The sequence below is a fragment of the Bacteroidota bacterium genome (genome assembly GCA_013360915.1).
In the GTDB taxonomy this organism is placed as follows: Bacteria; Bacteroidota; JABWAT01; order JABWAT01; family JABWAT01; genus JABWAT01.
The window spans coordinates 439,720-460,347 of the sequence record JABWAT010000001.1 but is presented as its reverse complement, the minus strand read 5'-3'; the positions used below and the strand labels follow the sequence as shown (position 1 = coordinate 460,347).

The window sequence follows — 20,628 nt, the reverse complement described above, 5'->3', positions numbered from 1 at the left end:
CCGATCATCCACTTTTTATGCACCAGGGTTCATGGTACCTTTGTCCATGCTTACAAGTGACCAGATGCAACTGATTCTGTCCCGGTACCACCGGACAGAAATTGATGTGTTACCCGATGGATTCCGGCGTGCGTCGGTTCTGGTTTTGATTCTTGATTCAAAAGACGGCCCGGAACTGTTGCTGACCCGCCGTACCCACCGGGTGAACAGTCACAAAGGGCAGGTTGCCTTTCCGGGCGGTGCAGAAGACCCCATGGATGGTTCGTCAGAACAGACCGCACTTCGGGAGACACAGGAAGAAACCGGGATTCCGGCCGACCGGATTCAGATTCTGGGCCGGTTGAATGACCGTCTGACCATCTCTGATTTTGTTGTCACACCCGTTTGCGGCTGGATCCGCGATCCGGATCCCGGCTGGCTGACGGTTACAAATGAGGAAATTGACCGGATGTTTACCGTTCCGCTCACCTGGCTGTCAGATCCGGAACGGGTGCGTGTGGAACAATGGGAACGGCAGAAATTTATCACCCGCATGTACTTCTGGCGTTATGACAATGAAGTAATCTGGGGGATGACCGGGTTGGTGATTGCCGAACTGATTGATGTTCTGATGGGGGATGGCCGTTTATCCGGACTGACACCGGAACCGTCTACCATGGAGACTTTCCTGAAATCAGTCAGCCGGTAATAAGCGATTGATGATATCGGTGATGGCCTGAAGCGAGTAGGGTTTCTGGATGAAAAACAAATGCGGATCGGGCCCGAACTGCCGTTCCGTGTCTGACTGATCCCGACCTGAACTGAGAATGATCCTGAGACTGGAATGGGTGGTTCTGATCTGCTGGTAACACTGTTTTCCATCCATCAGCGGCATGTTCATGTCAAGGATCACCAGACCGATATCAGGATCGGACTGAACCAGCCGGATGGCATCCTGACCATTATCGGCAGAAACCTGCTGGAGATCCATTGAATCGATGATATCTGCGAGGAGCTCGCGTATCATCTCTTCATCATCAACAATGAGTATTTTCTTTGCCACTGGTATTTGAAAAAGTTTAACCGAAGTGAAAATATTGATTCAAACCTGTGAATTCAACCAGTACCCATTACAAGTTGGAACTTTTTACCGGATTTGGGTTTTCTGATGAAAAACGGAAACACAATGTCAAAATGTATCCTTTCTGAAATGGTGACTTCCGGGATCCGCGTGAAAGCCGTCCCGTCATATATACCCGAGAACAGTCGGCCTGAAGAGGAAAAATATTTCTTTTCCTACACCATTGCCATCACCAATGAAACCAATGTACCGGTTCAGTTGCTGAGCCGCCACTGGATCATTATCAATTCGGAAGGGGACCGTGAAGAAGTAACCGGTCCCGGAGTCGTCGGAAAAACCCCGTTGATAGAACCTGGAGAAACCTTCGAATACACCAGTTTCTGCCCGCTCAATACCGAATGGGGAACCATGGAAGGATCTTACCGGATGATTGATCAGCACGGGTCAGAATTTGACGTTCAGATTGACCGGTTTGTCCTGGTTTCCGACCAGATCTGATTTGCGACACGGACCTTCAGGTCAGATTTAATTAAATCCTCATGCAAGCGCTTTTAACGGTTTGCCCCTTTTTCTGTAACTTTGAAAAAGACAAACTTATCGGGAAAGCAGTATGATTTCACACATTGAACACCTCGGAATCGCAGTAAAAAATCTTGAAGAATCGATCCGGTACTATGAGGACATTCTCGGATTGAAGTGTTATGGCATCGAAGAAGTCCGTGACCAGAAAGTAAAAACAGCCTTTTTCCAGGTCGGGCAGACCAAAATTGAATTGTTGGAATCAACCGATCCTGAAGGTCCTGTCGGAAAATTTATTGAGAAACGGGGAGAAGGTATTCACCACATTGCCTTTGCAGTGGATAACGTGGGAAACAGTCTGAACGCTGTTAAAGAAAAGGGTGTTCAACTGATCGATCAGGCCCCCCGCCGTGGTGCAGAAGGGCTCAATATCGGATTCCTTCACCCAAAATCTACCTTTGGTGTACTCACCGAGTTTTGCGCCAAACCCTGAGCAACCATTTTTGTACCTTGTTATTAAAAGGGCGGATTTCCGCCCTTTTTTTATTCTGAACGGCTGACCAGCGGAATCTGAATGATCACCCGGGTACCCCCTTCCGGTCGGTTTTTCAACTCAAAGGTTCCTCCTGCCAGTTTCAGCAATTCCCAGGCTTCATTCAGTCCCATTCCTCTGTTTTTTCCGGTTGGTTTGGTTGTGAAAAACGGATCAAATACCCGGTTTTCCAGTCCTGCAGGAATTCCATCGCCATGGTCATCAATATAAATCAGTGCTTCCTGAGCAGATTCGTCCTTTTGTGTACGGATTCTGACCGGGGGACAGTATCCGGTTGATTGAGTACGACGGGCAGTTGCTTCAATGGCATTGATCAGCAGATTGTAAACTGCCACATTCACAGCTGCAGGATTGGTCAGAATCACCGGAATCGTCTGATCGGGTTCAAATACGATTCCGTAGGATGGATACTGGGGCTGTGTAAAATCGATGACCATTCGGACAATTTCATTAATCTGGGAGGGAATGACATCGGATTGATGAGGATTAGAGGCCTTCTGCATGCTTCTGACAATACTTTCAATCCGCTCGGCACCCAACCGTATTCCACCCAGAGCTGATTTAAAATCGGCAAGTTCATCGGCAGAAAGATCAGGATGTCCGCTGGTTGCCAAAGGTCGGATAGCAAGATCGGAGAGGTCCATATTGGCTTGAATAATGGCAAGTGCATTGTTGAGTTCATGGGCAAGACCTGCCGAAATCTGGCCAATGGCGGTGAGTTTCTGCCGGGTAGCCAGCTGAGCACTCTGCCGTGCTATTTCTGCTTCAAGTTTTTCCTGCCGTCTCAGATAACTGCGACGTTGCCATTTCAGCATCAGAAAGAGCAGCCAACCTGTCAGCAGGAGGTAGGTAAGCCAGGCCCACCACCGAAGGTGAAAGGGAATGGGCACTTCATAGTGAATAATGGCAGGCTGATAGTCCTGGCCATCGGGACTTCTGACCTGAAAAGCCAGATCCTTCTGACCCGTGGTCCCGGGCTGAAAGCGAAGGGAGGAAAGGGACAGGTATCCCGACCACCTCGGATCATCATCACTGGTGGTGTATTGAACGGCCGGACTTCCTTCCGAAAACCTGAATCTGATGGCCGGGTAAACAGTCAGGATATTATTTTTCTCAATCTGACCGATATGCGGCGGTTGAATACCGGTAAAAAGACCATTCCACAAGGTATCGGTATCGTTCAGAATGACCATGGAGAGCCCGGTTCGTTGTGCGGAGGCAGAGCCCGTCAGCCTGGCCGGGTTAAAACGGACGAGACCATCATCACCACCGGCCCACCAGGTAGAGTCATTTTCAATCCAGGTGAAGTCGTAACGACGGGGAGACAATCCTTCTGGTTGAATATAGTCCCATCCTGAATCAGGATCACCAATCACCATCCTCACCCGGCGTTGTCCATCCGAACATAGCAAAAACCAGGTGTTTGATGCCGAAAGGCGTATTTTACTGATTGGTCTCAGGTCCACGGGAAGTGACAACTCGATGGGGCTGACATTCACCGAATCGGCCACATGAAAAACCCCGGCTGAGTTTTGCAGCAACAAACGGTCTTTCCAGATAAAGAAATGACTGAAACCCGATTCAAAGCCAGGTCCGGATCCCACACGAAAGGGCCGGCGGGAGGGATCAGGAGTATCTCGGATCAGGGGATAAACATAGGCACCATCCTGATGTGTATTGATCCAGAAACGGCCATTGGTTTCCAATAAGCCGGCGGTATCAAAATCAAAGTCCGGTATTCTGAAATGAGGTTGAAGGGTTCCGGCTGTCTGTTTGAAAGTGTACACACCATGAATGGTTCCGGCCATCAGAAACATGGGGGCCTCTGCTGGTTGAAACAGGAATCTGGACCGGTTGGGTGCCAGAACCTTTTCTCCGGTGGTGAAGTCAATAATTCCCCCGCCGGTGGCACCAAGTAGACGGTTTCCAACCTGTTTAAGATCAAAAACCTGATAGTGAAAGCCGGAAGGAACGCGAAAAGATCCTTCCGGCTTGTCATACCGGTACAAGCCATTCCCCGAGCCAATCACCAGATCTCCGTTAAAGCGGATCACGGAATGAATCAATTGATCGACCCCCAGTCGTTCATCGATGTAACGAAAAGGGGAGGATCGTTCAATAAAACTGATTCCCGATTCGGTTGCAGCCCAGAAATTGTCATCCGGGGTGGCCAGCAATCGTTTAATGTTGTCCGACGCAAGACCTTCTTTTTTGCCGTAATGGGCTGTCAGAACCCCGGTAGGAGAATAATCAAAAATCCCGTCGCCGAGGGAATGAACCAGAAGAGATCCATCAGAAAGTCTGATGGCCCCGTTCAGCGTGCTGTTCAGCAATCGCGGATGTTTGCCATCCTTCCAGAAAGTGATCGTTCCGGTACCGGTGTGAATCGTTCCCAATCCGGTCTTTCGGCCAGCAAAAAAATAGTGGTCCTGCCCCTGGGGTTCAATGTACTCGATGTAATCGGCTGAAAGGGCTTGGGTCTTAGGCAGAAACTGCAGGGTGGTATCGGAAATGGTGAAAAAACCGAGCTGATCGGCATTTCCTATGAATTGATTGTTCGAATAGCCAAGAAAATCGTAGTTTCTGGCTAACGGAGTGGTGAAAATGGTATCAGGGGTGATGATATCAATCCGTCGATTCAGTTTTACAGCAACCGATTGTGTACCGGATACCATTTTCCATGCGGTCCCGAATGGAAACAGGGAAGGGTCAAGGCTGTCAGAGACGCTGACAAAAGCTGGCTTGCCAGTTGCAGCATCCGTAGCAAGAAAACCGTATTGATTGTTGGTTCCCCAGTAAAGCTTTCCGTCTGGTCCCGATACGAGTGAACGAACCGTCCGGTTATCTGGTGAGGGTGTGAAATGCCACCGATACCCATCCCAGGTCAGAATCCCGCCAATGATGCCAGCGTGAAGGAAGTGGTTCGATCCTTGAGCCAGTGCCCAGGTCTGGGCCGGGTGACCCAGGTCTCTGGCTTTCCAGGTTTTTACCGGGGGAAGCAGGGGTTCAGCCGGTGAGGAGGTTTGCGCACCTGATCGAACTGACATCAGTAATACAAGTCCGGAACAGAGTACAGAAAGGATGGGATGGATGGACATGAATCTGAATAGCTCCAGCTGGAAAATGGGTGTGAATATATCCCTGTAATCGGTTCACTGCACCATGGGTCAGATCCGGCTGGCTGATTTTGTGAATTTTTCCATTGATGTGGTGTTTTAAAACTGAAAAAGTGCCTTAATCTGAGTGGTGAAAGCGGTTTTTTATAATAAAACCCTAATCTCTTTTATTTTGGTAGCTATTCAGAAAATCCCGACCTTGCAGTCCTGTTAAGATTGTTTGTTTTGTTGGGCCTCCAGGTGTCTCTCTTCTTCAATCGTTTCTCCTTCCCCTCTTATTTCCACAGGAAAACTCCATGAAAAGTGTTAATGAAAAAATCAAACAGTTACGTGATAAAACCGACCGGCTGTTGTCAGGTGGCGGACCTGATAAAACCAAGGCGCAGCATGATGCCGGTAAAATGACCGCGCGGGAACGTCTGCATCTGCTGTATGACAACGGATTCTATGATGAATTGTTCCGGTTTGTTGAGCATCGGGCCGTTAATTTCGGATTGGCTGGAAAGCCTATTCCTGCCGATGGGGTCGTGACCGGTCTGGGAGCGATCGGTCAGAGACTGGTATATTCATCCTCCCAGGACTTCACGGTCATGGGTGGCAGCGTGGGCGAAATGCACGCCTGGAAAATCTGTGAAGTTATGGATATGGCGCTAAAGGCAGGGGCCCCCTACATCTCGATCAATGATTCAGGTGGTGCACGCATTCAGGAAGGGGTGGATTCCCTCAAAGGATATGGCCGCATTTTCTACTACAATACCTTGCTGTCCGGAGTGGTTCCTCAGATTGCAGTGGTTGCCGGACCGTGTGCAGGTGGTGCCGCCTATTCTCCTGCACTGATGGACTTTATTGTGATGGTGCAGGGAACCGGTCAGATGTTTATTGCCGGTCCTGAAGTTATTAAACAGGCCACAGGAGAGGTGATCTCTGCCGAGGAGTTGGGCGGTGCCTTTGCTCAGGCAGCTCAAAGCGGCAATGTGCACTTTATTGCACGGGATGATGCTGATGCCATGGAAATTGTCCAGAAATTGATGTCCTACCTGCCTTCCAATAACATGGAAGATCCACCCGCTTACTCTGCCGATGGTCTTACCCTTGTTGAGGATGAAACCCTGAATACACTGCTTCCCGATGATCCCCGCGACAGTTATGACATGTTCGATGTACTGAATCGTGTTTTTGATCAGGGAAGTCTGTTCGAAGTGCATGCCCACTATGCAAAAAATATGATCACAGCTTTTGCACGGGTAGATGGACAGGTGGTCGGCATTTTTGCCAATCAGCCTCAGGAAAAGTTCGGGGCCATTGACATCGATGCGTCCGATAAAGCGGCCCGGTTCATCCGCTTCTGCAATGCCTTCAACATTCCGCTGATCAGTTTTGTCGATGTCCCGGGATATCTGCCGGGAGTTGAACAGGAGTTTGGCGGAATTATCCGGCACGGAGCAAAGATGTTGTTCAGTTTGTCGGCTGCCACTGTTCCAAAAATTACCGTCGTCGTCAGAAAAGCCTACGGAGGCGCCTACCTGGCCATGATGGCCAAATCCCTCGGCGCCGACCGTGTTGCGGCCTGGCCCACCGCAGAAATCGCGGTTATGGGTGCTGAAGGTGCGGTGTCGGTTCTGTACCGCAACGAGATCAAGTCGGCTGCTGATTCCAAGGCCAAGCGGGCCGAACTGATTGCCGAGTATAAAGAAAAATTCTCAAACCCCTACGAAGCGGCCGCCAAGGGAATGGTAGATTCGGTGATCGAACCGAAATATACCCGGTCCTACCTGAGTGTATCCCTGGCCAGTCTTCGCAGTAAACGTGAACTCAGACCTCAGAAAAAGCACGGTCTGATCCCGATGTAATAAAGGTGAACCATGTCTGAAAAACTGATTGAAGCATTACTATTGATGGTGGTCGGGATGGCTGGTGTGTTTGCCTCCCTGCTTTTGCTGGCTGCCATGATTTTTGGGTTCCGTTGGTGGGATGAAACCTCCAATGCCAGAAAAATCAGGAAATACGCCACCAAACTGGCAGAGGAGCCAGCCCAGCAAGATGAACTCAATGATGAACTCATTGCGGTCCTCTCTGCTGCAGTGGAATCTACCTTTGGAAAGGGAATTGTGATTCGCAGGATTGCCCTGTTCGGAAAACCGGGTTCCAATGCCTGGAAATCGCATGGTCGCCAAACCATAATGAGTTCGCACACTATAAATCAAAGGAAATGAGTCATGAAAAAGTTATTGATTACTGTGAATGGAAAACGCTATGAAGTCGATGTGGAAGTTGTTTCCGATGACGACGCACTTGAAGCCGCCCCCATGTATCCTCCCACTGCTTACAACGTGAATCCGGTTGCCGGCAGACCTGCTCCTGCTGCAACGCCGTCTGCTCCAAGGCCAGCTGCCAAACCCGTTCCTCTTTCCGCTGAAAACAAAACCCTTCAGTCACCCATGAACGGTGTCATGCTGGAAATTCCGATTAAAGAGGGACAAGCAGTGAAGGCAAAAGATGTGTTACTGGTGATGGAAGCCATGAAAATGAAAACCAATATTGCCTGTCCGTTCGAAGCGGTTATTAAAACCATTCATGTCAAAGTCGGCGATACCATTGAAGCGGGCCAGGCATTGGTCACCTTCGAGTAAGGATTACCACCATGTTTGAAAATTTCACCCGTTTCATCGATGGAATGGGGTTCTGGATGCTGGAACCTGGCCAGATTCTGATGCTGGGGGTTGCTTCCCTGCTCATCTGGCTGGCGATTTATAAGGGATTCGAACCCCTGTTGCTCCTTCCTATCGGATTGGGAGCCTTTCTGACCAACCTTCCCGGTAACGGGCTGCTGACTGCACCTGTCGGTGAACATGGCATTGGTGGATTGTATTATTACCTGTCAAAGGGTATTGAACTGGAAATCTTCCCACCACTGATTTTTCTTGGTATCGGGGCCATGACCGATTTTGGTCCGTTACTGGCACGTCCTGCAACCTTTCTGATTGGAGCTGGTGCACAGTTCGGGGTGTTTTTTGCGTTGTTTGCAGCCGTTTTGCTTGGATTCAACCTCCAGGAAGCCGCAGCGATCGGGATCATTGGCGGTGCAGATGGTCCGACTGCCATCTACCTGACCTTAAAATTGGCACCTCACTTGTTGGGTCCGATTGCCGTTGCGGCCTATTCCTACATGGCACTGGTTCCCTTGATTCAGCCCCCGATCATGCGTTGGATGACAACCGATAAAGAACGGATGGTAGTCATGGAAACGGCTAAACCGGTTTCGAAAAAGATCAAAATCATTTTTCCGCTTGCAGTGACCGTCGTCGGTGTTTTTATTGTACCGCCAGCCGCACCGCTGCTTGCCATGCTAATGGGGGGGAACCTGATGAGGGAAAGTGGTGTGGTGGAACGGCTGACCAATATGGCCCAGAATGAATTGATTAACATTGTCACCTTCTTCCTGGGAACCTGTGTGGGACTCACCATGGCCGCTGACGCGTTTCTTCAAATAGAAACTCTTAAAATCATTGGACTGGGTGTGGTTGCCTTTGGTATGTCTACTGTAGGGGGGCTTGCTATCGGTAAGCTCATGTATAAGGCCTCGGGTGGAAAAATCAATCCGCTTATTGGGTCGGCCGGTGTGTCGGCTGTTCCAATGGCGGCTCGTGTGTCCCACAACGTGGGTCAGGAATACAACCCGAACAACTATCTGCTCATGCATGCCATGGGTCCGAATGTGGCAGGTGTGGTGGGTACGGCCATTGCTGCCGGTATTCTGCTCGCCATCCTTGGTAAATAATTCTGAATCAGAGGCGGCCGGGGTACCCGGTCGCCGCCTGATTCCGTTCCTTCCTCTGTTTTCCTTCCTATACCACTTTTTACTCTGACATTTTCTTAAAATCTGATTAAGTTTTTGTCACCCTTTTTTGTGATAAAGGAGAGGCAGATCGTTTAGTCCGGTTTTTTAATGAAACCCTCATGCCATCGTGACAAGCCCTTTCACTGATTCGTGGTAACTTTAACTACTGACTTAGAGAATTCGGATTCTTCAAAAAGTTCCGTTTTTCAGGCGGTTTTCACCACAACCATTCAGTACAGCGTAAGGTAACAAGCTTATGACGATACAAGACCGGATTAAAGAATTATTAGAGCTCCGTAAACAAGCCCGTCTCGGTGGCGGCGAAAAACGGATCGAAGCTCAGCATTCCAAAGGCAAACTGACTGCACGGGAACGGATTGATCTTCTGCTGGATGAAGGCAGTTTTGAAGAATTTGACATGTTCGTCTCGCATCGAGAGACCGACTTTGGCCTGGAAAAACAACAATTTCTGACCGATGGTGTGGTGACCGGTTATGGAACCATTGATGGTCGGATGGTTTATGTCTTTGCGCAGGATTTTACCGTTTTTGGCGGATCCCTTTCAGAAATGTTTGCATCGAAAATCTGTAAAGTGATGGATAAAGCCATGAAAACCGGAGCTCCGGTTGTGGGGCTTAACGATTCAGGCGGCGCCCGCATTCAGGAAGGGGTAAAAAGTCTGGCAGGGTATGCCGATGTGTTTCAGCGGAACATCATGGCTTCTGGTGTGATTCCGCAAATTTCTGCAATCTTCGGTCCCTGCGCCGGTGGTGCCGTGTATTCACCGGCCCTGACCGATTTCATCATCATGTCCAAAGGCACCAGCTACATGTTCCTCACCGGACCGAAGGTGGTGAAAACGGTAACAGGTGAGGATGTGAATGAGGAAGAATTGGGCGGCGCCAGTATTCATTCCACCAAATCGGGGGTCTGTCACTTTGCGGTGGATGAGGAAAAAGAAGGGATCCTTCTCATCAGAAAACTGCTGTCCTATCTGCCGCAAAACTGTCTGGAAGAAGCCCCGTTTGTACCGACCGAAGACCCTATTGACCGGCTCGATGACCATCTGAATGACATTATTCCAGATAATCCCAGCAAACCCTATGATGTGAAAGATGTGATTCACTCCATCGCAGACAATGCAGAGTTTCTGGAAGTTCATGAAAACTATGCCCCGAATATTGTAACCGGATTCGCACGCTTTAACGGAACCTCGGTCGGTATCGTTGCCAATCAGCCAAAGTACCTGGCCGGTGTGCTCGATAACAATGCCAGTCGCAAGGGTGCAAGATTTGTGCGGTTCTGCGATGCTTTTAACATTCCGCTGGTAACTCTGGTCGATGTTCCCGGCTTTCTTCCCGGAACGGCACAGGAATATGGCGGAATCATTCTGCATGGCGCAAAGCTGCTTTTTGCATATGGCGAAGCCACTGTTCCCAAAGTAACGGTTATTCTTCGTAAGGCGTATGGCGGTGCATATGATGTGATGAGTTCCAAACATCTGCGCGGTGATATCAATTATGCATGGCCGATGGCAGAAATCGCGGTCATGGGTCCAAAAGGGGCATCCGAAATCCTCTACCAGAAGGAAATGGCTTCGATAACCGATCCGCAGGAGAAGGCCGAATTTCTTTCTAAAAAGGAAGAGGAGTACCGCGATAAATTTGCCACTCCGTATGTGGCAGCCCGGTTGGGTTACATCGATGATATCATCGAACCCCGCAACACCCGGTTCCGCGTCATCAGGGCCTTGCAGTCACTTGCCACCAAGAAGGACAGCACGCCTCCCAAGAAACATGCAAACATTCCGCTGTAAGGGAGCCAATCATGACTGACTCACTTTTAACGGATACCCTGCAGACGGCCGCACAAGTGGCCGATACCACCCTGATTAATAAGGCGCAGGAGTTTCATGTTTCTTTCGATCTGTCCCGGTTGACGGATGTCAATATCCATGGCAATGGCAATTCCATTATGTTCCTTATAGTTGGCATGGGTGTTGTGTTTCTGGCTCTTTTCCTTCTCTATCTGATTTTTGAAGGAATCGGAAAAGGACTTGCCTGGATTAATTTGATCCGGACCAAAACTAAAAAGGAGCGGGCTGGCGTAAAATCGACTGACCTGGATGTTTCAGGCGAGGTGAATGCCGCCATTGCCATGGCCCTGCATCTGCACCTGAACGAGATTCATGATGAAGAAAATCTGGTTCTCACCATCAGAAAAGTGGCCCGGACCTATTCACCATGGAATTCGAAAATTTATAACCTGAGGCAATTGCCGCAAAAACAAACGTACAGGAGACAATGATTCGTATGAAAACGTTCAAGTTTACCATCAATGGCAATCACTACGAGGTTGACATTCAATCGGTGGAAGGCAACACCGCTCAGGTTGAAGTAAACGGTACTTCCTACACAGTGGAAATTGATAAAGCTGTCAAACAGGTTAAAACCCCCGTTCTGGTCAGAAAGGATGCCGTTCCGTCCACCGATATCGATAAGGCTACCACGAAAACGGCAAAACCAACCGAGAAAAAAGGAACGGGTGCTGTCAAGTCACCCCTTCCCGGAACCATTCTTGAGATTGATTGCCGTGTAGGTGATGCAGTGAAAATTGGCACCAAGCTTCTGGTGATTGAAGCCATGAAAATGGAGAACACCATCAATTCGGATAAAGCTGGTGTGGTAAAGGCCATTCATGTTGGCAAGGGAGATTCCGTCCTTGAAGGGGATCTTCTCATCGAAATCGGAGACTGACCCGTATGGATGGCATTTACAAATTTCTGAGTCTGACCGGGTTCGCCAATGTGACTCCCGGTCACCTGATTATGATCACCATCGGGATCATTTTCATTTATCTGGCTATCAAGAAGGAGTATGAACCTTTGCTGCTGATTCCCATCGGATTCGGAATCATCATCGGGAACATCCCTTTTCTTGAAGGCGCGAATCTGCAAGTTGGGATCTACGAGCAGGGAAGTGTGCTGAACTACCTGTATTTCGGTGTGCTTAAGGGAATCTACCCTCCCCTGATCTTTCTGGGGATCGGGGCGATGACCGATTTCTCTACCTTGCTGTCAAATCCAAGGCTGATCTTGCTGGGTGCTGCTGCACAGATCGGAATTTTTGCGGCGCTGATGGGGGCATTGGCCCTTGGTTTTACCCCCGAAGAAGCTGCGTCCATCGGCATCATCGGTGGTGCTGATGGGCCAACCGCCATTTTTCTTGCCTCACGCCTTGCCCCAGAATTAATCGGTGCAATTGCTATTTCTGCTTATTCCTACATGGCCTTGGTACCGTTGATTCAACCTCCCATCATGCGGCTTCTGACGACAAATAAGGAACGTGTGATCCGGATGAAACCACCCCGTTCGGTATCGAAACTCGAAAAAGTCATGTTCCCTATTGTTGGAATCCTTCTGACCTGTTTCATTTCGCCATCTGCACTCCCACTGCTTGGTATGCTCTTTTTCGGAAACCTGCTAAAAGAAAGTGGAGTTACCAAACGATTGGCAGAAACAGCCGCACGTCCATTGATCGATATTGTCACCATTCTGATCGGAGTGACGGTTGGTGCTTCGACACAGGCTACCACCTTCCTGACTGCCAAATCCATACTGATTTTCGGCATGGGAGCATTGTCTTTCATTGTGGCAACGGCAGGGGGAGTCGGTTTTGCGAAAATCATGAATCTTTTTCTGAAACCGGAAAATCATATCAATCCCTTAATAGGAAATGCCGGAGTGTCTGCTGTGCCAGATAGTGCCCGTGTGTCACAACAGGTGGGTCTTGAGTATGATCCCAAAAATCACCTGCTCATGCATGCCATGGCACCGAACGTGGCAGGTGTGATCGGTTCGGCAGTGGCCGCAGGTATCTTGCTTGGTCTGCTGATGTAAGCGTCACAGATACCCTTGTCTGAAAACCCCGGACTGACTTTTCAGCCGGGGTTTTTTATTTAAACGGGGTTTAAACACCCGACCCTGTTGAATTTCAGAACAAAAGAGTGCATATTTCACCGACAAATAGCGGGATTTTCTGCTCCGGATGATGAGAGTCACACAATCAAGGCCTAAAAACGCCTATTGTGACAGCTATCATGACGGGTTTCAGGGCTTCTCAATAGTTTTGTATCAGAGTCATTGAAAAAAGGGAGACCAAACTCATGTTAAGCAAACTAACCAAACTGATCGGATTCAGTGTGGTGTCCTTGGTACTGGTCAGTGGATTGGCAAATGCCCAGCCTGCAACTTACCCGGATATCGCCTTGAACGTCAATTTCCCACCCCCGGTTGTTGACCGGATCAAACTGTCCGATCTGGCCAAGTTTGACCCGGCTGCCAGTGGTGGGTCGTCCCGCATTCTGTTTTCCATCGAAATCAGAAATACCAACACATCAGCGCCTGTTTCCATAAAGGCAAACGCTGTGGAATTGGCTTTTAAATTTAATGGTAAAGGTATTACCAGCTTTACAAACGGCCGCGATGTCATTCTTCGTGCCGGTGAAGTCGTCAGTCTGAATAACCTGAACGCCCTGAAAGCGGATTCACGCTTCAGTTTTAAAATCAAAGGCGGAAGTTTTGATGCAAACGCCATTGTAAAGAGCTTATATGGTGATGATGCTTCGTTCAGCTCTATTGACCCGGGTGCACCACTTCCTGCAGGTGAATACACATTCATCCTGACCTTGTCCGGGGCACAAAACGATGGTGCCAGTTCAAGTATTCAACTGTCAAATCCGACCGGATATGTGGAACTGATTGGCCCCGGATCAACATTCGGAGCAGGTGAGCCCATGGTGATCATGGACCGTCAGCCGGTCATTACCTGGATTGGTGATGCTCCCGGATTCCTTCTTAAGGTTGTTGAAAAAGGTCCGAATGATAAAACGGTTGGTGATCTGCTTTCGAAAACAGCCAATTTTGAGACCACCACCAAAGCTCGTTTTGTTCGTTACCCATCAGCAGGTGTGACCCCTCTGATGCCAGGTAAAACCTATGTGATTCTGCTTGCCTCCCAGGTTAACACCATGGGATCGAAGAAGCCTGAAGAACAATTTGCAACTCCTCTCGAGTTCAAAGTACAGGCCTCGCAATCGGCTGGTGAATCGGCCAGCAGCCAGTTTCTTGAAAATCTGAAGGCATTGGTCGGTGATCAGTATGCGGGCGAGTTCGAAAAACTTCAGGGTGGTAAAGTCATCGGCGATCCCACACTGGATGGTCAGCGGATGTCCACCCGTGACTTCATGGAGTTGGGTCAGAAAATCCAGATTGGACAGGCAACCGTTAAAAGCGTTCGGGTTAAACCCTAACCACAATTTCAGACAGAGGTTATCAATATGAAAAAAACAACCATACTTGCAGGTAGCGCTTTCCTGGCTGTATCCCTGTTCAGCGGATTTTACATGGGATCGGAAAAGGAAGTAGCGGTAATTACCCGTATCTATTCTGATGTGAAAGTCAAAACAGAAAAAGGCGACTGGCAGGAAGCAAAGAAGGCCTCCTGGCTTGCCAATGGGGATAATCTGAGAACCGGTGAAAAAGCCACTGCTGTTCTCAAATTTAAAGATGGATCGGTTCTTCGTATCCGTCCGAACAGCGAACTGGCAGTTTACGCAGACCGTGCCGGGACCAAAATCGATAAACAGGTTCAGATCGATGTGGGTGCTGTCGGATTTGATGTCCGGAAACGGAAAGAAGAATCATTCAGCTTCAGTTCTCCAACCTCGGTCGCTTCCATCCGTGGAACCGATGGCGGTTATTCCATCGATGACAACTTTGATATGCTGTTCGTAAACTCGGGTCTGGCCTCCCTTACCAACAAAGCAAACAACCAATCGGTGGAAGTTGGCTCCGGTCAGGTGGGTGCTCTTGATAAAAAGGGTGGCGTTCTCGATAAACGAACCATGACAGACGCCGATAAACAGAAGCTCACCGGTCTTCAGTCTGATGCTGATGGCGCTGTGAAAACCCTCAAGATTGATGTTGAAATGCCAGACGGCTCGAAAAAAAGTCTTGAGATTGAGATCGAAGAATAATCGGCCGGTTTAATCGGATATTCTTTTAACCAGGGTGGTTTCTTTACTGCCCTGGTTTTGTATTTTTGAGGGGTAATAATAACACAGACGAGGACCAGTTCTCATGAAAATCAGTTCCATGATCCGCTCCGCTGCCATCTTTTTGTTCCTGTTGCTGGCAGGTTCCCTGTACGCACAGGCCCCCGCTCAACTTACCGTCCGGACGGATCATTCCCCGGTGGAAGGTGAAGGGTTCACCATTCAGGCCACATCTTCTAACCCAACGGTCACTTTCAGCAAAATGACCATTGGATACAGACAGCCCAATGACCAATACGACCAAAAGGAAATGCAATTCCAGAATGGGACCTGGGTGTTCGCTGTAAAAAGTGAATTTTCCATCGCTCCATCCCTCGATTACTATATCATTGCCACCACATCGGCAGGTGAAACCCAGTACTATCCAAATGCCGGGTACAAGGATGCTCCCGCCCAGATCACCATTAATCCTAAAAAAATCGATCAGAATGTTGCATTCCTGATGGGTGAACCCGGCCAGAAAATGGCTGTGGAAGACCTGATGATCATGTTATCGTATTACCAGATCTCTGAAGTCATCGATGTGGCATCGATTAAACTGACTCTGAATGGAAAAGATATTACAAAAGAAGCCACGGTCAGCGCGGATGCGTTAACCTGGATTCCTGAGGCAGCTCCTGCCGGTGGTGCACAGGCCTTCACCTTCACCGCAAAACTCAAAAATGGCACTGCCGTCGGACCCGTCTCCTGGACCGTTCAGGCTGTATCTGCCGAGGAAGCAGAAGAGGAAGCCCAGGCTGATGAGAACATCACTTTTGGCGGAAATTCCTGGTATGAATTCCGGTATGAATCGATTGGTGGTGTGGATTCTGCCTCATCAACAACGAATACCATCAACCGGTTTAATACCTCACTTAATGGAAGCTATTACTGGTTTGGTTACAGTGGCAATGTTTACGTGACATCAGAAGAGGACGAAAAACAACAAGCCTCGAACCGCTACACCATGAAGCTGACGACCCCTTACCTGGACCTTGGCGTAGGTGATGTTTATCCATCCTTCAGCCGTTTGATTATGAATGGAAGCCGGGTTCGTGGTTTGGAAGTCAATTTTAAAAGTGACTACATCAACATCGATGTGGCAACCGGTTATTTTAACCGCGCAGTAGATGCCTCCTTTGATGCTAAGGTGATTGAAGTGGATGCAAGCGACACTGACAGCATCAACGTGCTGCTTGGTGAGGATTACTTTGAGGTAAGGCGTGCTGGCGGGAAGGCCTATTTCCAGAAGCGCCTTGATGCTGGTGCCTTTGACAAAGAAGTGATGGCAGCCAAGTTAAGCTTTGGTTCAAAAGTCGATGGATTTAATACAGGTCTTGGATTCCTTCTCTCAAAAGACGACACGACCTCGAACGACTTTGGTGAACTTCCGACAGCAAACCTCGTGGTCGGCTATGATGCTCAATACCGGAAGGACAACGGCCGTTTTGAATTATACGGCGACGTTGCAATGTCGGTTTACAACTCGGATACCAAAGCTCAAAACCCAACACTGAAGGAAGAAATTGTCAATCAATTGGGCCAGAGCACCTACGATGCCCTTAACTCTTTCTTCCCCCTCTCTGCCAACATTCAGGCACCTGCCTCTACGGAAATAGGTGTCATTATGAATTATTTTGCCATTCAGACCGGGTTAAAACTTAATTATTGGAATAACTATTTCAAGATTGAATACATCCGGAATGGTGCTTCCTACCGCTCCGATGGGCTTCCATTCTATCAGGGGGATATTCAGGGGCTGAAACTGAATGACCGGTTACGGCTTTATGACAATAAGCTCTTCCTGAACCTTGGTTTGGATCTGTTGTCGGATAACCTGGATGGGGAATCGAAAAACTACACAGATGACAATGATAATGAATATGATGGAACCACCAACCGGAGAACCGTTCGGGCCGGATTTGCCTTTTTCCCGGGTGCCAAATATCCGTCTCTTTCATTTGACTACATCAATGCAGCAAACAAAAACGAACTTCCTGACTTTGCCACTGCATCGACCGATTTCACCTCAAGTACCTATATCATTGGATCAAACTACAGTTTTAGCCTGGCGAATGCCTTCCACACCCTTGGATTATCCTATTCCTTCACCGATAAAGTGGACAATCGGGATAAAGCCATTTATTTGTACCGCTATGGTCTGGGAAGTTACCAGCAAAACAGTAACTCAATCATCACAAACTATGGAACCAACATTGGCGATGATATTTCACTGAACGTCAGTTACAACTTTGCGTCCTCCACAAACATAGAAACCGTGTTGTCAGATTCTGCACAGGCCGGAACGATCAATCCTGGTCAATCTGCCACCTTTGCTTCGGAAGACGAAAGGGAAATCACCTTCAATATTATCGAAGCCAGTGCCTTTAAGAGCTTCTTCAATAATAATGTCAGAGTGGGAGCAAGGGCGAATATGACCTTCAGTGACATTAACCAATACATTTTTGGCGGTTCTGCCCAGTACAACATACTTCCGAACCTGATTGCCATGTCTGACCTCAGCATGGTTCTGAATGAAGGGGTTGATAACGACCTTTTATTTAACTTCAGACTTCAATTCAACTACTGACCTGATACAATTAGTTAGAAACCCCGGCAACCACCGGGGTTTTTTTTCATCCTGACCAAGGAGACAACCATGGCATCAAAACCGGGTAACCTGTTTAAAAATTTATATTTTACCGGATTGCTGATCAGTATCGGAATTGTCCTGATCGCTTACTGGTTTACTTTTACCACCATATTTGAAACCATTGAAAACAAGTCGGTGGATCAACGGTTTGAAGGCCGGGGTACGGTACAGGGATTCACCGAACAGGCCCGCGTGGTGATTGTCGGGATTGATGACCAGTCCATCGACAACATTCCCGATAACTATCCGTTTCCCCGCGCCTACTATGCGCGCTTTATCCAAAACATGAACCGGGCTGGTGCCTCTGCCATCGGAATTGATATTTTGTTTGACGGGGTGGATATGTCGAATACCACCAGTGATTCCTTGCTCAGAGAAGTCCTCCTGTCCTATAAGAATGTGGTATTGGCCGGCCGGACCGAAACCGAAAGTGTTTCGGGTGACCGGTATGACATCAAGACCTCGGATTCCTTGTATCTGCGGAATATTTTTTATGACATTGATGCTGGTGTCAAGCTTGGACTGATCTACGTTCCACCCGACCGGGATAACATTTACCGGCGGTATGCGATCACTCACCAGGCAAATAATGGTCAGATTTTCCCCACCTTTGCTTTCGAAATAGTTCAATATATCGACAACATTGAATCGGGACGAAATCATAACGAATTCATCATCAATAAAACGGATGAAACGATTCAGGTCGGCAAGTATTCTGCACCAAACTGGGATGGCTATACTGTTTTTCTGAATTACTACGGTCCTGCCCAGACGTTCACCTACATTGGTCTGGATAAAGTTCTGGATGACTCTCTGCTGATTACCAAGAACGAGCGCATCAACGCCGAAGTTCTGGCAGATGAGTTTGGTGTGCACGAGGATTCTGTTCTGGCCGATGAGACCTTGTACAACCAATGGGCCGAAGACCTTTTCGATAACAGCAAAATGAAAAGGCTGGCTTCAAAATACAGTCTGAATTCCTTTCTGAACGATCCTTCAAGAATCACGCCTGCCGAAAAGGCACGGGTCCAGGCGCTTGCCGATGAAATGGAAGCCGATGTTCTTGATATTCTGCAGGATGAAAGCCTCTATCCGGAATGGTCGTCACGAAATGCCAATCCCAACCGTCCGAAGGAACTGAAGGCTCTTGAGGATCTGACTGATGAAGATCTTGCAGCCTATGATCAGCTGGCCATTCTTCAGTCGGGGGTTCTGAAAAACAAAATTGTTTTGGTCGGGTCAGCGAATCCGGAAGACAAGGACATGCTTGCCATTCCAATGAGGAAAGGGGATGCACGCCAATCCAACCTGACCTATGGAGTGGAGATCCACGCAACGGCTGTTCAGAATCTGCTGGATGGAAACAATGTTCGACCGATGCCGGATTGGGTCCTGTTCCTGGTCCTGTTTATTGCCGCCTATCTGATTTTTATTGCGACCACCGGAATCAAGCACCTGAAGGTCAAGAGTACGTGGTTTTTCAATATTGTCAATTTCGTTTTTGTCTATGCAGTGATTTATCTGGCCGCCTATATCATTCTGGTGATGATTATGGAGTATGAGGATATGATTCTCTTCCCCTATTGGATCGAACCAGCCACCCTGAAATCCTTCCTGTATTTTATGATCCCGTATTCGGTTGCAGGGGTACTGGCTGGTTTTATCACCTGGATGTTTCACCGTAATAAACTCGACCATGAAGTCACAACCGAGTTTGCCAATATTTTGTTTGTCGTTCTTGCTTCCTGGCTGGTAATGGTACTGGCCCAGTTTGTTTTTAATGAATACCTGGTCATGATGAAAATTGTACCACTTATTGCATCTATCTTTCTGGGATATGTCGGGTCAATTGCCTATCAGTATCTGACTGAGAGCCAGCAAAAGAAAGTGATCAAAGGTGTTTTCAGCCATTATGTGAACAAGGAAGTGGTTGACAAAATGCTGGAAAATCCAGAGGCGGTGAGGTTGGGCGGAGAGAAAGTGACCCTGACGGTGATGTTTTCGGATTTGTCTGGGTTCACCACCATTTCTGAAATGCTCACACCTGAGGCGTTGGTGGATCTTCTGAATGAATATCTCGGATCGATGACTGAAATCATCCTGAAAGACGGCGGAACGCTGGATAAATACATTGGTGATGCCATCATGGCCTTCTGGGGTGCGCCGATTGCTCAGGAGGACCATGCAATCCGTTGTTGCCGTGCTGTGATGAAACAGCAGGCCAAACTGAGGCTGCTTGCCGATCAGTGGGTGGCACAGGGATTTCCCCGTCTCATTGCACGCTTTGGGGTCAATACGGGAGCGATGGTCGTTGGAAACATGGGTTCTTCGAGCCGTTTTAACTACACGGTAATGGGCGATTCGGTCAACCTTGCTGCACGGCTCGAACCGGCGAACAAGGAATTTGATACCCTGGTCATGATTTCTGAATTCACCTATGAGTACGTCAAGGAAGAGTTCATCTGCCGTCAGCTCGATCTGCTGCAGGTGAAAGGAAAAACCAAACCGGTTACCGTTTATGAGCTAATGGCCGACCGGACCGATGGTGGTGAATATACTCAGATGGATGCTCTGGTGAAGGTTTACAACGATGGACTCCGGTTGTACTATTCACAGCAATGGGATGCTGCAGTTGCAAAATTCCAGGAGGCCTTAACGATTGAACCCGAGGATGGTCCTTCAAAAACGTATATTAAACGGTCGAAGGAATTTAAGGAGAACCCGCCGGGCGCAGATTGGTCGGGCGTGTATGTGATGAAACACAAATGATAAAAAAGGCCGGGTAACCGGCCTTTT

Annotated in this window: 17 protein-coding genes; 15 read left to right on the top strand and 2 right to left on the bottom strand. The window is 48.5% G+C overall.

Annotated elements, in window-relative coordinates; translation table 11 throughout:
• Window positions 1–46 precede the first annotated feature (46 nt).
• Entirely contained in the window at window positions 47–688 is a 642-nt protein-coding gene (locus HUU10_02020) for a CoA pyrophosphatase (protein NUQ80361.1), read from the top strand.
• On the opposite strand, the gene HUU10_02015 is transcribed toward HUU10_02020, so the two are convergent.
• The gene (locus tag HUU10_02015; GenBank protein ID NUQ80360.1) at window positions 674–1,042 is read right to left on the bottom strand and encodes a response regulator; all 369 of its coding nucleotides are present in this window, start codon (window positions 1,040–1,042) and stop codon (window positions 674–676) included. The genes HUU10_02020 and HUU10_02015 overlap by 15 nt on opposite strands.
• A gap of 123 nt (window positions 1,043–1,165) precedes the next feature.
• On the opposite strand from HUU10_02015, the gene apaG reads away from it, so the two are divergent.
• Window positions 1,166–1,558: a Co2+/Mg2+ efflux protein ApaG gene (gene apaG / locus HUU10_02010; GenBank protein ID NUQ80359.1), complete on the top strand. Its 393-nt coding sequence runs from the start codon at window positions 1,166–1,168 to the stop codon at window positions 1,556–1,558.
• Window positions 1,559–1,670: 112 nt separating this feature from the next.
• A complete protein-coding gene (gene mce, locus HUU10_02005; GenBank protein NUQ80358.1) occupies window positions 1,671–2,072 on the top strand; it encodes a methylmalonyl-CoA epimerase in 402 nt (133 codons plus the stop codon).
• Window positions 2,073–2,122: 50 nt separating this feature from the next.
• On the opposite strand, the gene HUU10_02000 is transcribed toward mce, so the two are convergent.
• Window positions 2,123–5,179: a HAMP domain-containing histidine kinase gene (locus HUU10_02000; GenBank protein ID NUQ80357.1), complete on the bottom strand. Its 3,057-nt coding sequence runs from the start codon at window positions 5,177–5,179 to the stop codon at window positions 2,123–2,125.
• A gap of 365 nt (window positions 5,180–5,544) precedes the next feature.
• Here HUU10_02000 and HUU10_01995 point away from each other — a divergent pair, with 365 nt between their 5' ends.
• The 12 genes from HUU10_01995 to HUU10_01940 all read left to right on the top strand — a co-directional run bounded on the left by HUU10_01995 (window position 5,545) and on the right by HUU10_01940 (window position 20,601).
• On the top strand, window positions 5,545–7,098 hold the full coding sequence (locus tag HUU10_01995; GenBank protein NUQ80356.1) for an acyl-CoA carboxylase subunit beta: 1,554 nt from the start codon (window positions 5,545–5,547) through the stop codon (window positions 7,096–7,098).
• A 12-nt stretch (window positions 7,099–7,110) separates the two neighbouring features.
• On the top strand, window positions 7,111–7,461 hold the full coding sequence (locus HUU10_01990) for an OadG family protein (protein NUQ80355.1): 351 nt from the start codon (window positions 7,111–7,113) through the stop codon (window positions 7,459–7,461).
• Window positions 7,462–7,464: 3 nt separating this feature from the next.
• On the top strand, window positions 7,465–7,878 hold the full coding sequence (locus HUU10_01985; protein NUQ80354.1) for an acetyl-CoA carboxylase biotin carboxyl carrier protein subunit: 414 nt from the start codon (window positions 7,465–7,467) through the stop codon (window positions 7,876–7,878).
• 11 nt (window positions 7,879–7,889) lie between these two features.
• Window positions 7,890–9,026, top strand: a complete 1,137-nt coding sequence (locus HUU10_01980) for a sodium ion-translocating decarboxylase subunit beta (GenBank protein NUQ80353.1) — start codon at window positions 7,890–7,892, stop codon at window positions 9,024–9,026.
• A gap of 316 nt (window positions 9,027–9,342) precedes the next feature.
• Window positions 9,343–10,902: an acyl-CoA carboxylase subunit beta gene (locus HUU10_01975; protein ID NUQ80352.1), complete on the top strand. Its 1,560-nt coding sequence runs from the start codon at window positions 9,343–9,345 to the stop codon at window positions 10,900–10,902.
• 11 nt (window positions 10,903–10,913) lie between these two features.
• On the top strand, window positions 10,914–11,393 hold the full coding sequence (locus HUU10_01970) for an OadG family protein (GenBank protein ID NUQ80351.1): 480 nt from the start codon (window positions 10,914–10,916) through the stop codon (window positions 11,391–11,393).
• A gap of 5 nt (window positions 11,394–11,398) precedes the next feature.
• A complete protein-coding gene (locus HUU10_01965) occupies window positions 11,399–11,842 on the top strand; it encodes an acetyl-CoA carboxylase biotin carboxyl carrier protein subunit (GenBank protein ID NUQ80350.1) in 444 nt (147 codons plus the stop codon).
• 5 nt (window positions 11,843–11,847) lie between these two features.
• Window positions 11,848–12,984: a sodium ion-translocating decarboxylase subunit beta gene (locus tag HUU10_01960; protein ID NUQ80349.1), complete on the top strand. Its 1,137-nt coding sequence runs from the start codon at window positions 11,848–11,850 to the stop codon at window positions 12,982–12,984.
• Between the two features lie 266 nt (window positions 12,985–13,250).
• On the top strand, window positions 13,251–14,396 hold the full coding sequence (locus HUU10_01955) for a hypothetical protein (protein NUQ80348.1): 1,146 nt from the start codon (window positions 13,251–13,253) through the stop codon (window positions 14,394–14,396).
• 27 nt (window positions 14,397–14,423) lie between these two features.
• A complete protein-coding gene (locus HUU10_01950) occupies window positions 14,424–15,122 on the top strand; it encodes a FecR domain-containing protein (protein NUQ80347.1) in 699 nt (232 codons plus the stop codon).
• Window positions 15,123–15,225: 103 nt separating this feature from the next.
• Window positions 15,226–17,769, top strand: a complete 2,544-nt coding sequence (locus HUU10_01945) for a hypothetical protein (protein ID NUQ80346.1) — start codon at window positions 15,226–15,228, stop codon at window positions 17,767–17,769.
• 69 nt (window positions 17,770–17,838) lie between these two features.
• On the top strand, window positions 17,839–20,601 hold the full coding sequence (locus HUU10_01940) for an adenylate/guanylate cyclase domain-containing protein (GenBank protein ID NUQ80345.1): 2,763 nt from the start codon (window positions 17,839–17,841) through the stop codon (window positions 20,599–20,601).
• The last annotated feature ends 27 nt before the right edge of the window (window positions 20,602–20,628 follow it).

Coding starts and splice junctions, on each gene's coding strand:
- HUU10_02020 (NUQ80361.1), top strand. CDS start 47: ATGCTTACAAGTGACCAGATGCAACTGATTCTGTCCCGGTACCACCGG.
- apaG (NUQ80359.1), top strand. CDS start 1,166: ATGTCAAAATGTATCCTTTCTGAAATGGTGACTTCCGGGATCCGCGTG.
- mce (NUQ80358.1), top strand. CDS start 1,671: ATGATTTCACACATTGAACACCTCGGAATCGCAGTAAAAAATCTTGAA.
- HUU10_02000 (NUQ80357.1), bottom strand. CDS start 5,179: ATGTCAGTTCGATCAGGTGCGCAAACCTCCTCACCGGCTGAACCCCTG.
- HUU10_01995 (NUQ80356.1), top strand. CDS start 5,545: ATGAAAAGTGTTAATGAAAAAATCAAACAGTTACGTGATAAAACCGAC.
- HUU10_01990 (NUQ80355.1), top strand. CDS start 7,111: ATGTCTGAAAAACTGATTGAAGCATTACTATTGATGGTGGTCGGGATG.
- HUU10_01985 (NUQ80354.1), top strand. CDS start 7,465: ATGAAAAAGTTATTGATTACTGTGAATGGAAAACGCTATGAAGTCGAT.
- HUU10_01980 (NUQ80353.1), top strand. CDS start 7,890: ATGTTTGAAAATTTCACCCGTTTCATCGATGGAATGGGGTTCTGGATG.
- HUU10_01975 (NUQ80352.1), top strand. CDS start 9,343: ATGACGATACAAGACCGGATTAAAGAATTATTAGAGCTCCGTAAACAA.
- HUU10_01970 (NUQ80351.1), top strand. CDS start 10,914: ATGACTGACTCACTTTTAACGGATACCCTGCAGACGGCCGCACAAGTG.
- HUU10_01965 (NUQ80350.1), top strand. CDS start 11,399: ATGAAAACGTTCAAGTTTACCATCAATGGCAATCACTACGAGGTTGAC.
- HUU10_01960 (NUQ80349.1), top strand. CDS start 11,848: ATGGATGGCATTTACAAATTTCTGAGTCTGACCGGGTTCGCCAATGTG.
- HUU10_01955 (NUQ80348.1), top strand. CDS start 13,251: ATGTTAAGCAAACTAACCAAACTGATCGGATTCAGTGTGGTGTCCTTG.
- HUU10_01950 (NUQ80347.1), top strand. CDS start 14,424: ATGAAAAAAACAACCATACTTGCAGGTAGCGCTTTCCTGGCTGTATCC.
- HUU10_01945 (NUQ80346.1), top strand. CDS start 15,226: ATGAAAATCAGTTCCATGATCCGCTCCGCTGCCATCTTTTTGTTCCTG.
- HUU10_01940 (NUQ80345.1), top strand. CDS start 17,839: ATGGCATCAAAACCGGGTAACCTGTTTAAAAATTTATATTTTACCGGA.